Origin of the sequence: Streptomyces asiaticus, from assembly GCF_018138715.1 — a bacterium.
GTDB lineage: Bacteria > Actinomycetota > Actinomycetes > Streptomycetales > Streptomycetaceae > Streptomyces > Streptomyces asiaticus.
Map to the genome: position 1 here is coordinate 1 of NZ_JAGSHX010000003.1, position 12,134 is coordinate 12,134.

General features: G+C 71.7%; 9 protein-coding genes and 1 pseudogene. 6 read left to right on the plus strand and 4 right to left on the minus strand.

The features are described 5' to 3' along the window. The 3 genes and pseudogenes from KHP12_RS06750 to KHP12_RS06760 form a co-directional block, all read right to left on the minus strand. Window positions 1–751, minus strand: a pseudogene (locus KHP12_RS06750) (hypothetical protein); the annotation flags it as partial. A 361-nt stretch (window positions 752–1,112) separates the two neighbouring features. Next, window positions 1,113–1,370, minus strand: coding sequence for a hypothetical protein (locus KHP12_RS06755; RefSeq protein ID WP_211831983.1), 258 nt, complete (start codon window positions 1,368–1,370; stop codon window positions 1,113–1,115). Continuing rightward, window positions 1,367–1,810, minus strand: coding sequence for a helix-turn-helix transcriptional regulator (locus KHP12_RS06760; protein ID WP_211831984.1), 444 nt, complete (start codon window positions 1,808–1,810; stop codon window positions 1,367–1,369). Before KHP12_RS06760 ends, KHP12_RS06755 begins: the two co-directional genes overlap by 4 nt. Window positions 1,811–2,003: 193 nt before the next feature. On the opposite strand from KHP12_RS06760, the gene KHP12_RS06765 reads away from it, so the two are divergent. Beyond that, window positions 2,004–2,585, plus strand: coding sequence for a hypothetical protein (locus KHP12_RS06765; protein WP_211831600.1), 582 nt, complete (start codon window positions 2,004–2,006; stop codon window positions 2,583–2,585). Between the two features lie 712 nt (window positions 2,586–3,297). On the opposite strand, the gene KHP12_RS06770 is transcribed toward KHP12_RS06765, so the two are convergent. Continuing rightward, window positions 3,298–5,571: a DEAD/DEAH box helicase gene (locus KHP12_RS06770; RefSeq protein ID WP_308289308.1), complete on the minus strand. Its 2,274-nt coding sequence runs from the start codon at window positions 5,569–5,571 to the stop codon at window positions 3,298–3,300. A gap of 182 nt (window positions 5,572–5,753) precedes the next feature. Here KHP12_RS06770 and tap point away from each other — a divergent pair, with 182 nt between their 5' ends. The 5 genes from tap to KHP12_RS06795 all read left to right on the plus strand — a co-directional run bounded on the left by tap (window position 5,754) and on the right by KHP12_RS06795 (window position 11,915). Next, on the plus strand, window positions 5,754–7,997 hold the full coding sequence (gene tap, locus KHP12_RS06775; RefSeq protein WP_211831988.1) for a telomere-associated protein Tap: 2,244 nt from the start codon (window positions 5,754–5,756) through the stop codon (window positions 7,995–7,997). A gap of 14 nt (window positions 7,998–8,011) precedes the next feature. Beyond that, window positions 8,012–8,569: a telomere-protecting terminal protein Tpg gene (gene tpg / locus KHP12_RS06780; protein ID WP_211831990.1), complete on the plus strand. Its 558-nt coding sequence runs from the start codon at window positions 8,012–8,014 to the stop codon at window positions 8,567–8,569. Between the two features lie 56 nt (window positions 8,570–8,625). Then, window positions 8,626–10,014 carry a DNA-binding protein gene (locus tag KHP12_RS06785; protein WP_308016634.1) on the plus strand — a complete coding sequence of 463 codons (1,389 nt, stop codon included), beginning with the start codon at window positions 8,626–8,628 and terminating at the stop codon, window positions 10,012–10,014. Between the two features lie 196 nt (window positions 10,015–10,210). Continuing rightward, on the plus strand, window positions 10,211–11,437 hold the full coding sequence (locus KHP12_RS06790) for a hypothetical protein (RefSeq protein WP_211831598.1): 1,227 nt from the start codon (window positions 10,211–10,213) through the stop codon (window positions 11,435–11,437). Window positions 11,438–11,594: 157 nt separating this feature from the next. Next, entirely contained in the window at window positions 11,595–11,915 is a 321-nt protein-coding gene (locus tag KHP12_RS06795; protein ID WP_211831596.1) for a hypothetical protein, read from the plus strand. Window positions 11,916–12,134: the final 219 nt, after the last annotated feature.

Below are 12,134 nucleotides of genomic sequence, written 5' to 3' on the forward strand. Positions count from 1 at the left end.
CCTCGGCGGTTTCGGTCTGGGGGACGGGGAGATTGCGGCGCCCGTATTTCGGGTGGGGCAGGTCGTCAGGTGCCAGTCCCGCGATCTGTGCCAGTCCCGTCCGGTCGACGAGGCGGGCGGGTTCGAGTTCTGGTGCCCGCAGGTCGATGACGCATCGGTCGAGTGGCAGGGAGCCGGGCCGGCGGGACGCGGCCCACAAGGCGAGGTGGTCGTGCCAGTGGGGCAGCGGTTCCTCCGGCGCGGTGAAGTCCGCGATCTTCATGATCCGGGCGTTACCCGGCTCTCCCGGGCGGGCCAGGAGGTCCGCTGCGGTGACGGTGACGGCGTCCTCCACCGGGCGGGCGTCATACCCCTCATAGGCGCGGTCCACGACCTGACCGGGCCGGTGCCATGCGGCTCCGTCCCACCAGTAGCCGCCGTGCCGGTAGAGGAACCCGTTGCGCCCGAACATCCAGTCGTGGTGCAGATCGCTCATGTCCTGGTCGCGGATCAGCAAAACGGTGCGGCCGTACGTGGGGTGCTGGTGGACAGCCCACGCGTAGGCGCGGTTCTTCGGTTCGGTCGTGAAGGCCACCCATCCCCCACCACGTAAGGAATCCGTGCGCCCCCACAGCCCTTCACCCTGGTTGCGGCCGGTCCGCTCAATCGCGTCGGGATTGTCCAAGGGCAGCCGCTCGTCGTTGATGAACGGCAGCCCCGGAACCGGATGATCGGTACGCAGCCCATTGGCGACCGGACGAATCCAACTCATAGCGCCCCTCCGATGCGGCCTCCCAGCGCCCCGAACGCCTAAGCCCGGATGCGCTCCCCTCCCATCCCTGCGACATGGCAGACACCGCCAAACCCGAATGACCGGACCGGCTGTCACCGCGCATGGGACATGGGCCCGCCCCTGCCCCGCCTGATCGCCCAGTGAGCTGCTTCACCGGCTGCACTACATGACATCACGCCGAGCGGAGCGATCAGAGCGGACGCGTCACCCCACGACGGCATGCAGCTCGCGCACGCCCGTTATCTGGGGTGCTCAGGAGCCGTAAGCCACGTGAGGTAAGTGGGCCTCATCGCTCGTGCCTTACAGATAGTTCGGGCATTCGTCATGCACGTACGGCACGTCAGCGGCGGCCGTGCTCGGCGGCCTGGGCGAGGTCTGCCGCGAAGTCCGGGTTCCCTCGGTTCCAGCACCGGCACGCGACCTCCCAGTCGGCCCGGGTCCGCTGGAGCGCCTGGTGTAGGCGTTCGGCCGGTATCTCGAAGACGCCTTCGTGCTCGGGCTTTCTGTACTCGTGCGGCCCGTACACCGGTGGCCGCCACGTGCCGTCGATGCTCACGCCCTTCTCGACCACGGGCCTGATGAAGAACGGGGTGTTCACCCGCCAGCCCCAGCCGGGCCGCCGGGGTCGTCTTCCCAGCCGCCGCGTGGACCGGTCATCTTGTCCGGCGCGTGCCCGCGGGTCTCCCACTCCCGGTAGGTATCCGGGTGCCAGCCGAGGTCAGCAGCCACCGTTGCCCGGCTCTTCCCGACCCGCACCCGCAGGTGGACGATCCGCTCACCGTCCTTCAGGAGGTCGCATAGGTCGAGCGGATCGGCCACCCCGACCGCACGGGCCAGGCGAGGCAACACCTCGGCTCGCGGGTGCCGCTGCCCGCTCAGGTAGAAGCTCACCGTCCTGTCGCTCGCGCTGGCCGCCCTGGCGATCTCAGCCACCGTCAGGCCACCCTCCTTCCGCGCGGCTCGCAGGCGCAGGCAGTTGAACCCGTACGGAGCCTCGGACACGGTGAACCTCCAGCCGCCGCTCTGAACGAACCGCATGATGCCAGGAACCGGCGGTTCGTTCAGACCATCTGTGCGACCCTGAACAAACCCCGGAGTCAACGAAAACGGCGGTTCGTTCAGGGGTGGATGCTTGGGGGCCCGAAGCCGTTTCGGGACCGTCGCCTCGGCGGCCAAGTGGGTGGCGGCGAAGCTGGACGCGGGCCGCCATCGAGAAGGAGGGATCAGCCCAGTGAGCGGCAATCACGACGCTGCCATCGACGCCGTCAAGCGACAGCTCCCGTCGATGGAGCAGGCGTTCGCCGGGTGGCCGACGGCGATGCCGGCCGGGCCGTTCGACGTCTACGGCGATGTCGACCTGTACCAGACGGGCGGGTTCGAGGACCCCCGCCTGGTGCTCTACACCGGGGTCAGCCGCCTCCCGACGCTGACCGTGGGCTGGTGCCTGTTCGGCGCCTCGCGGAATGTCCAGCCCGGCAAGGAATCGCTGCCGAGCGGCGCCCGGGAGGCCCTGACCGACACCACCGCAGTGCGCGCCTTGCAACTCCTCGCGGTCGACCACCCGGAGACCGATGAAGCGGCGATCGAAGCACTCACGGTCCCCGGGGTTACCGGCTCCCTGGTCGCCCTGGCGTGCGCCGTCCACCAAGAGCACGAAGGCCGGGCCGTACCGCTCGGCTGCGAGGTCGGCACGGCCGTCTACGCGTGCCACCACGGGCCCGTGCACCTGGGCAGCATCGCCGCCGACGTGGTGCTGATCGGCAGCCTCATCTGGATCGCCAAGACCGAGACTGAGGCGGAGGTCGCCGAGTGACGACCGCCGGGGAGAGACACGGGGCCGCGCCGGAGTCGGTGGAGGCAGTCGATACCAAGCGACCGTCGCTCTCGCGCGACAGATCAAGGCCGGGTGGCTTCGGCCGCCTCGAACAGCCTTCCCGAAGCCGTACTTACCTAACTTGCCTGACGTCGGTGCACTCGGTCTGACCTGCGCACAGTACCCTCTACCCCTGGATAAACGCGGTGGTGAGCGGACGCCGGTCGGCCAGTTCGGTGACGACGCTGCGGGTCTCGGACCTCGCCGGGACGGGCCCGGTATGCGCCCAGCAGGGCGCGGGCGGTCTGCTCGGGCCGCCTCCAGACCCACCAGGCCCGCGCCATGTCCGTGCCCAGCCGCGCCCTGCGCTCAGACTCAACGGTCGGGAACTGAGCGGGCCGCAGGTCCTTCCCGGCCTCCAACGCGGCGCCGGCGTCGCCGAGGGCCCAGTGCACGCCGACCGCCTACAGGTCCACGGTGGCCGGGTTGAGGGGGAACAGGCGGCCCGACGGCGGCGACGGGCGCAGCGTGGGGCCCAGGTGTGTGGTTCTGGAGCGGCATCTACGCCAGGGCGGCCGGGATGGCGTTTTCGGTTGTCCAGTCACCGTCGAAAAGGGCGGCGACCAGGCGTGCCTCGTCGTCGGGGAGCTGGCCGGCGCGGTGCTTGGTGCGGGCCTTGGCGAGCCAGGCGCCGATCCTGACCGTGTCGCCGTCAACGCGGATCGTCTCGCGGGCGGCAGGGGCGCGGCCTTCGCGGTGGAGAAAGAGTTCCAGGAGCTGGACGGTCTGTGTGAAGGTGCGGCGGGTGCGGCGGGCGGGGGTGAGCGGGTTTGCTGTCGGGGGTCAGACCGAGGGAGGTCATCAGGTGCTGCTGGCCGGGGTGGAGGGTGTGCCAGGTGGTGAGCTGGCGGTGCAGCCAGGAGCCGATCTTCACGCTGCCGAGCTGGGTGTCGGGGGTGAGCGTGGCTGGGTCGGCGCCGTCGGCGAGATGGGTGCGCAGCAGGTGGTATTTGCGGTGCCAGTCCGCGCCGTGGGGCAGGCGCCAGTCGGGGGCGAGGGCGGTCAGGGCGTCGTCGCGGGCGGGGTCGAGCTGGTTCTTGGCGGCGAGGTGGCGTTGTTCGGCGAGCCAGGCGCCGACGGGGGTGGTGGCGGGGGCGGCGAGGTGGCCGTGGGTGCGGTGGTAGTCGGATGCGGCGGCGAGGCGGGAGCGCCAGGCGGCGTCGTGCTTGTCCCAGATCATGCCGAGCGCGTCGAGTTCGGCGATCCAGGCGGCTTCCAGGCGGCCGGCCCTCCGGGCGTCGCGCATGGTGGTGATGAAGGTGCCCAGGGTGTAGCCGGTGGGGTCCACGTGGTCGGCGGGGACGTCGAGGTGACCATATTCGTCGTGGTAGGCCTGGGCGGCGGCTAGTCCGAGGCGGCGGGAGCGGGAGACGGCCGGGTCGCGGGGGTCGAAGGAGGCCAGGTCCATCGCTTGGGCGATGCGCTCGGGGTGGACGGTGAAGTCGAAGTGCCAGCGGCGTTCGATGACGTCGCTGGTCTCGCGTGGGAGGCGGTTGGCCTTGTCGGGGAGGCGTTCGAGGATGCGGTGGTCGTGGCTGGCCAGTGCGCAGGCGATCGCCCAGACGGGTTCGTAGGCGGTGCCGAGGATGTTCTTGGCGTCGGCGCCGGGCGGGACGTAGACGGGGACGATGAGGCTGGCGGTCTTGCCGGAGACGTCCAGGCGCAGGGCGCGGCCGAGGGCCTGGACGCAGCGGATGACGCTGCGGGTGGGGTCGGCGAAGACGATGGCGTCCACGCTGGGGATGTCGACGCCTTCGGCGATGAGGCGGGAGTTGGCGAGGATCGCGCAGTCGGCGGCGGCGAAGGCGGCGAAGGTGTCGGCGCGCTGGGCGGGGGTGTGCTCGCCGTGGGCGAAGAACAGCTCGGGGGTGATGTCCGGGCACAGGCCGGGGTCGGTCCGGGCCAGTTGGCGCAAGGTGTGGGGGAGTTCGCGGGCGAAGCGGCGGGCGTCGGAGACGAGGTTGAAGTAGACCAGCACCTTCTTCAGACGGTGTTCGGTCATGGCGCGCAGGACTGCGAGGTGCAGGGCGGTGGTGCGCAGCGCGGTGTCCTGATCCTCGCCGGGCCGGGTTGTGCCGGGGGCGGGCAGGTTCAGGCGGCGGCGCAGGTCGGCGTCGGTGAGGGTGGGGATCACGATGCGGTAGTCCGCAGCCCGGCCGTCAGCGACTGCCTGCGCGAGCGGGTACTCGAAGACCTTCTTGCCGTACACGGCCTCGTTGTCCATGGAGTTGGCGAACGCGTCCGCCTCCGCGCCGCCGCGGTGGCGGCGGCGCGGGCGGGTGGTGTCGGCGGACTCGGCCAGCTCCGGCGCAGCGAAAATCCTCGGAGTGGCGGTCATGTAGAGGCGGCGGTCCGCGTGGATGCGCTTCGCGTCGTTGACGATGGCCCACTTCTTGTCCGCGCGGCCTGCGATCCGGTGCGCCTCGTCCATGACCGCGAGGTCGAACGGCGGGACCGCGTACTTCGTGTTCTGGGTTTGTTCGATCTTGTTCAGGGAGTCGTAGGTGCAGATCACCGTCAGCGCCGGAATCTGGTCCTCGCCCTCCCCCACCGCCGACATCAGCCCGCCCAGTGCGTGCGGGTCAGTGGTCGACGTGACGCGCGCCCCGACCAGGTCGTCCCGGCCTCTGGCGTCCAGGGAGGAGACGATCACCATGTGCTCGCCGTGGCCGTCCCGGCGCCAGGCCAGTGCCGTCTGTGCCGCCAGGTCCAGAGAGGGCACCACGAACAGCACCAGCCGCGCGCCGAGTGCGTCCGCCACCCGGATCGAGACCAGTGTCTTGCCGGTCCCCGTCGCCGACACGAACAGTCCCCGCGTCCCGGCGCGGCGCAGGTGCCGTACCAGCCGCTTGACGGCCTTGACCTGATCGGGGAAGAGCCGCGCCTTCTCGGGACGGCCGGGCCGCGGCAGTTCGACCACAGTCATGAAGCTCTTCCTCGATCGGTCCAAAGCGAGCGGCGGCCGGGCCGGAAGGGCGGCAAGGCCGCTGAAGAGAACACCTTCAATCCGGCACCCTACCACCAACGTACGCGAATCGTACGCGCAATGTACGGATTTCGTACGGGCTATGTACGATTCATGGGGTAGGGTGGGGGTGGAGGTGTTCCATGTCCGAGCTGTTCGATGCGGTCGACGCGCTGGTCGCGTCCCGGTCCCCGCTGCCGCCGCCGGCCGAGCGCAAGCGCCTGCGCCAGACGCACGCGCTCACCCTGGACGAGGTGGCCGCCGCCCTTAACGTGCGGCGGGCGACGGTCAGCGGCTGGGAGTCGGGCAAGACCGAGCCGCGGCCGCCGCAGCGGGAGCCGTACGCGCGCCTGCTGCGGCAGCTCGCACAGCTCTACCCCGCCGCCGAGAGCACCGCCGCCCCGCAGAAGGACGCCCCGACACCGAAGACGTCCAGCGGCCCGGCGTCCACGGCGCGAACCAGGCCCGCGGCCGGGGCTGTTGAGGCCGCGGCCGCCCCCACGCCCGGCACCGCCCCATCCGCTGTGCCCGCCGCCGCTCACGCACCAGCCGCCGCGCCGCGTCCAGCGCGGGCCGCCCGGCCGCCGCAAGGATCACCCCGCCCGGGCGCGCCGAAGACCGCTGCGGCCCGCACGCCCGCGCCCGGCAGCCCGTACGCGCACGGTCCGCTGCTCGTCCTCGACGCCGACGCCGACCGGCAGGTGACCGGCTACGGCATCGGCGGCCTGATCCTGGACGTGCCCGCCAAGTCACTCCCCGCGCTGGTGGAGTGGACGCTGGCGGAGGCACGGCTGGGGGCGGAGAAGCTGCACGGCTCGGGAAAGGACGCCGACCCGCTGCTGGTGCTCACCAAGGCGGCGTGCGAGCGCTACAGCCTGCCCGCCGCGCTGTCGGAGTCCGAGCGGCTCGCCGGGCGGCTCCCGGAGGGGCACAAGGTCCTCAAGCAGCTCCAGCGCGCCGACTGGCAGCTGACCAAGCGGGGGCTGGGGCCGTGGGCGCGGATCTACCGCCCTGCCCAGGACGGCCGTCGGCAGTGCGTGCAGCTGTGCATCCCTTCCTGGCACGCCCTCGACGACCGCGCCTGGGGCCACGCAGCTCAGCTCGAGCCCGCGGAGCTGGCCCGGGTGCTGGGCGTGTACGCGATGCGGGTGATGACGCCGGTCGGTTCCACGGCCGTGACAGGGCTGGAGCTGATGACCGCGCTCAACCCGCCGACCCGCGCGAGCGAGCCGGACGAGGAGGGCAGGCGGCATTCCGAGCACCGGTCCGGCTCGCTGGGCACGCAGCCGATGGACCCGGCGCCGTGCGAGGCGACCGACGGACACCCCGTCCTGGCCGACCTGCCCCGGTTCCACGTGCGCGGCCCCGGCGAGAGGCTGTTCGAGGAGGCCTACGACTGGGCGCGGGATCTGACCGACGCCGAGTGCATGCAGCGCTACCTGGTCGGCATCGACGTGAACCTGGCGTTCGGTGCTGCCGCCAACGGCGCGGTCGTCGGCCTGGCATCGCCCCCCGCGCACACCGCCAGCCCGGTCTTCGACCCAGCGGTGCCCGGTTCCTGGCTGGTCGACCTCTCCCACGTCGACCTGTCCCGGGTGAAGGTCGGCAAGCAGTGGCACCAGCTCGACGGCGATCTGCTGCCCAGCCCCTTCACGCCGACCGGCGAACGCCCGGAGGGTCCGGCCTGGTACGCCACCCCCACCGTGGCGTACGCCGTCGAGCTCGGTTACGACGTCGCCCCGCTTGAGGCATGGGTGCGCCCGGAGTGCGGCCGGTTCCTGGACGGCTGGTACAAGCGGCTGCGCAACGCCTACGTGGACACCATGGCGGACCTCGCCGTGGGCGAGAAGCTCGCCCCGCACCAGTTCCTGGAAGCGATGGACGGCTACAGGCAGCGGGATGCGGAGCTGGCCATCGTGGTGGACGCCATCAAGATGACCGTCAAGGGCAGCATCGGCAAGCTGCAGGAGAAGGCCCGCGGCGGCGGCTGGAAGCCAGGGCAGCCCTGGCCCGCCCTCGCCCGCCCCACCTGGCGCCCGGACATCCGCGCGACCGTCATCTCCCGGGCCCGGATCAACATGCACCGCAAGATGCTCAACCTGGCGGCGGCCACCGGCCGCTACCCGGTCGCGGTCCTGTCGGACTGCGCCGTGTACGCCGCCAACGGGCCCAGCCCGCTGGACGTCCTGCCCTACGGAGCCGACGGCAAGACCGTGCCGGGCTCGTTCCGGCTGGGGGTCTCGCCCGGGATGGTCAAGCACGAGGGCACCCAGAGCGTCCTGTGGGGCGCGGACGTGCTCGAGCAGCTCGGCACCGACGGCAAGACCGCCAACCTCGCCCGCTACATCAAGACCGGCGAGGTCACCGCCAAGGACACCGGGGAATAAGAGGACACGGGTCGATGGTCACGGTCGCAGAAGAACTCGACAAGGCGGTGCAGGGCGCGTTCACGCGTCCCGTTCCCAAGTCCGCCGGGGCGCGGATGCGGTACCTGGTCAAGCAGCACCAGCGCAGCACCCGGCGCGTCGCCGAACTGCTCGGTATCAGTCAGCGCACCGTCGAGCGGTACGTGAAGAACCAGATCAAAACCCCCCGGCCGGAGCTCGCCGACCGCCTCGAACGCGAGGTCCGCGCCCGCTGGCAGCCGCAGATCAGGGCCAGGGCGAAGCAGGCCGCGGCCACCACGAACGGCATCATGATCGATGTCCAGGCCCGGTTCGGCTACACCGCCGCCCCCGGCAGCACCGACCAGGCCCGCGTGCGCCACCTCACCCTCGCCCTGCCGCCCCGCCACGCCGCCCGCCTCCTCGAAGCACAGGAAGCCGGTCTCGACGAGGATGACCTCCGTCAGGTCGCGGCCGAGGCACTGGGCGAGGTCTACTTCCGCGACAACGGCCGCCGCGCCCACGGCCTCGAAGTCGAACTCAAAGACCTCGTCGCCCTCGAGTTCGAGCTGTAACCCGGTCAGAGGCGCCGGGAGTAGCAGGAGACCAGGAACAGATGCCGGGGAGAGCTGTGGCAGCAGGGGTGTTACGGACAGCGCCACTGGCCGGGGAGCTGACCTCGTCACTGATCAACCGGGCCGCAGCCCGCTACGGTCTGCCTGCCGCCGGTGTGCTGCGGCTGTGGACCTGCCGCAACTCCCCCGCCCGGATGGACGGCGGCGGCATGCGGGCCGACGCGGAGGTCGTCCTCAACGAGGCCGGGCGGGCTGTGCTCGCCGAGCTGTGCGGGGTGGAACCGGCGGTGCTGGCGCGGGCTCTGCCCGCCTTCACCGTGGACGACCCCAAGATCAGCAAGGGCCGGGAGGCCGGCCTGGCGCAGGGGCGCTGGCAGGCGGCGAGCGCGGTGGCGGGAGAAGCGGCGTTCGCCTGCCGGTCGTGCACCGCGCGGCGCACCGGGCAGGCGCTGCGGGCGGTGCGGTATGTGCCGCGCCGGCAGCGGGTGTGCGGGCGGCACGGGCGGTGGCTGCTGGACGCGGACGCCGACCAGCCGCTGGAACACCTCGACCTGCGCGGTGTCCCCGAGGTGGTGGCCGCACAGCGGCGGTGGACGGGCGTGGCGCGGCGTGCGGTGCGGGCCGCGGCGGACCCCGGGGAGGTCTTCGCCCTAGCGCACGCGGTCGTGGCCCGGTGGTGGGAGGAAGCCCTGCACTGGCATCAGGAGGAGATCTGGCCGCAGCGCCTGCACCGGGTAGCGGGCGGCAACGCGGGAACGGATCTTAAGCGGTGGCGGATCGTGGGCCGGGACGCGGTCGTCTTCCCGGAGGTGGTGGCCGTGGCCGACGCTCTGCTGGATCCGGCCATGGCCGAGCTGGTGTGGAGGGACAGCGGTGCCGGGCGGCCGCGGCCGCTGTCCGCTGACGGGGCGTTCTGCCGCCGGCTGGGCGAGCGGGTGGGACGCAACTGGCTGGGGCCGCTGTCGGCAGTGGACTACGGCGGGCCTCTACTCGCCTGGATGGGCGCTGTCATCCGCCGGCGGCGCGGTGAAGGCGGGCCGCCCGGGTGGAGGGACGATCCGTGGCGGCTGCGGCGCGAACAGCAGCCCGCCACCATGGCCGGAGGCTTGCGCGTCATGACCGCCGAGGCGCATTCGGGTGGCTCGGCGACCCGGTGGCGGGCCGCCGTGTCCGCCGAACACCGTCTCCACATCACCCAGTTGGTCAAGGAGGCCGGCGAGCAGCTGGTGGAGCTGCGCGGCGTGCACAGCGGCACCACCGCCGAAGTGGCCCGCACCCTGCTGGAGCACCTCAGTGAAAGTGCCGCCCTGATCGAGAAGGCCCTTGTGCACACCGCCACCGCGGCCGTCACCGCCGGGGTGGCGCTGGAGGAGGTCGCCGGATGGGCCCGCCTGTCCGCCCACGAGCTGGCGGAGATCGTGGCCGTGGGCAAGGACCACGGCTGACGTGCTCGGCGGCAGGTGTGGCGGGCTCTGCCCACTGCACGGCGCAGCCCGGCCCGCAGGGGCTCGGGCTGTTTTTCGCCTCCCGGGCCCGGATGCGCGTACGGCGCCGTTTCGGGAAGACCGGCGGCGCCTGGCCACTACGCTGTTGCGGAGCCTCGGCAGGCGGCGGGGCGAGGACAGGCACCGAGGGAGCACGTTGAGCAGTCGACCGGGCCCGGCGTCAGCGGGGGCGGACCTTGCCCGGCTGGCGCTCACCTTCCACCACACTCACCAGCTGCTGGACCCTGCCGCGCAGGGGGTGCAGACCTGGGAGGTGCGCATCACCGTGGCCGACACGCAGGTGGGCAGCCTCACGGCCGTACGCGGCCTGTACTGGAAGTCCGACAACCTGCGCGAGCGGATGGCCGACGAACAGTCCTTCCCGGCTCTGGTGGCCACCCAGCTCCTGGACGAGGAGGGCCGGTTCACCTACGAGTTCGAGGAGTTCATCGAGTCGGCCTCCAGCGTCCTCGTCGTCGACGGGCTGCAGCTGGAGGAGGCCTTCGCTGACCCGCTGATCGTCGCCGGGGTGGTGGCCGCCGTCATCGACCGGCTGACGGACAACTACTTCGCCGTGGTCCTGCCCGCCCAGAACGCCTGCCTGGGTGCGGGTTCCGCCCTGCTTGCCGAGGCCGGCGCGCTGCTGAGCGCCCAGGAGTTCTCCGACGAACTTCAGATCATCGACAACGCCCCGGCTGCTCCCGAAGAGGCCGCGCAGCGCGTGCGCAGCCGTCTGCTTTCCCTCGCCCGCCACGGCCAGCCGACGGCGTGGGACGAAGAAGACAGCGAGGGTGACGGCTGGGACGAGGACGGCGAGGAGGACGAGGAACTCACCGCGCGGACGGCTGCGGTGCTGCGGGTGGCGCTCGAGGAGCTGTCTGAGCAGATCTGGCTGGACATCGCCGCCGTGGGCGATGCGCCTCTTGGGCGCGGCGAGGGCCGTGTCCTTGGCTCGCTGCCGCCGATCACCTTTCACCAGGACCAGCAGTGGCGGCGGCAGATGGCCCGCTGTTTCGACGACCTGGCCGCCGACCTCGCCAAGAATGGCACCGTCCGCCCGGGCTGCACCGGCGAGGAGATGGCCCTGCACCTGGGCATCGACCGGGCCAGAGCGCTGACGCGGAACCGGCCGCGCCTGGTGGCGGAAGCAGTGGAGGGTCTGGGTGAGGACCGCCGCGACTTCGACTGGGACTGGTGCTCGACCGTCCTGTTCGAGGACCACGACGTACTGATGCTCTTCGACGCCTCCCTGGACGGGATCGAGGACAGCGGCAACGAGATCAACCAGGCCCTCGGACTCGCCAACCTGGCCGCCGCGGACTGGTTCGATCCCTTCCGCCCGGGCCAGGCCCGCGACCCCGACCGCGGCTTCCGCCATCCCTGACCCCGGCCGCCGCCGCCAGGCCCCGGGCCGCAGAGGGCCGGCAGGAAGGCCGCAGGCTGAGCCCTTCTCGCAAGTCCGGCTCTCCGGCTCGAGCCGGAGGGGGTTCAAGACGGCTACGCTCGGCTGCTGATGTGGCCGGGCGGGGGAGGTGGGGGCAGTGGCCAAACGCGATGTGTGGGTACGCGTCGGGGACGACCTGGTGCGCGGCGACACCATCGTGGGCGTCGCCGTGAGCGATCCGCCCTACGACTGGGAGACGTTCAAGATCATGCTGAAGGTCACGGGACACCGCGACCATCTGTGGCTCGACTCCGGTGTCTGCGACGACGGCCAGGGTGCTGGGCGCGAGCAGGTCAACGCGCTCGCGGATGCCTTCGTCGACACGCTCGCGCGCGGTGCGGCGATGCCGTCCGGCGCCTTGATCAGGTTCGGTTCCGGCGAGGACGACTCGGGATGGGTACTGTCGTCTCTGGGGTAGCGGCGGAACCGGTCCGGGCGCCCGCCCACTCCTGCGGCCCGGGTGGACCCGCGCCACGGTCCGCCCGCCGCGACACGGCGGGCGATTGGGTGGGAAAGTGCAGAGATCTGCACTGACACCGGGACGCCCCAGGCGGCATCCTGTCCCCCGCGCAAAGCAACCGGCCTGTGTGGAATGGCAGTTGCGGTTACCGGTCGGTTCGCCTGCGCGCCATGGCCG

Excerpts from the sequence above, each read along its gene's own strand:
- KHP12_RS06760 (WP_211831984.1), bottom strand. The coding sequence starts at position 1,810 with ATGCGGTTCGTTCAGAGCGGCGGCTGGAGGTTCACCGTGTCCGAGGCT.
- KHP12_RS06770 (WP_308289308.1), bottom strand. The coding sequence starts at position 5,571 with ATGACTGTGGTCGAACTGCCGCGGCCCGGCCGTCCCGAGAAGGCGCGG.
- tap (WP_211831988.1), top strand. The coding sequence starts at position 5,754 with ATGTCCGAGCTGTTCGATGCGGTCGACGCGCTGGTCGCGTCCCGGTCC.
- tpg (WP_211831990.1), top strand. The coding sequence starts at position 8,012 with ATGGTCACGGTCGCAGAAGAACTCGACAAGGCGGTGCAGGGCGCGTTC.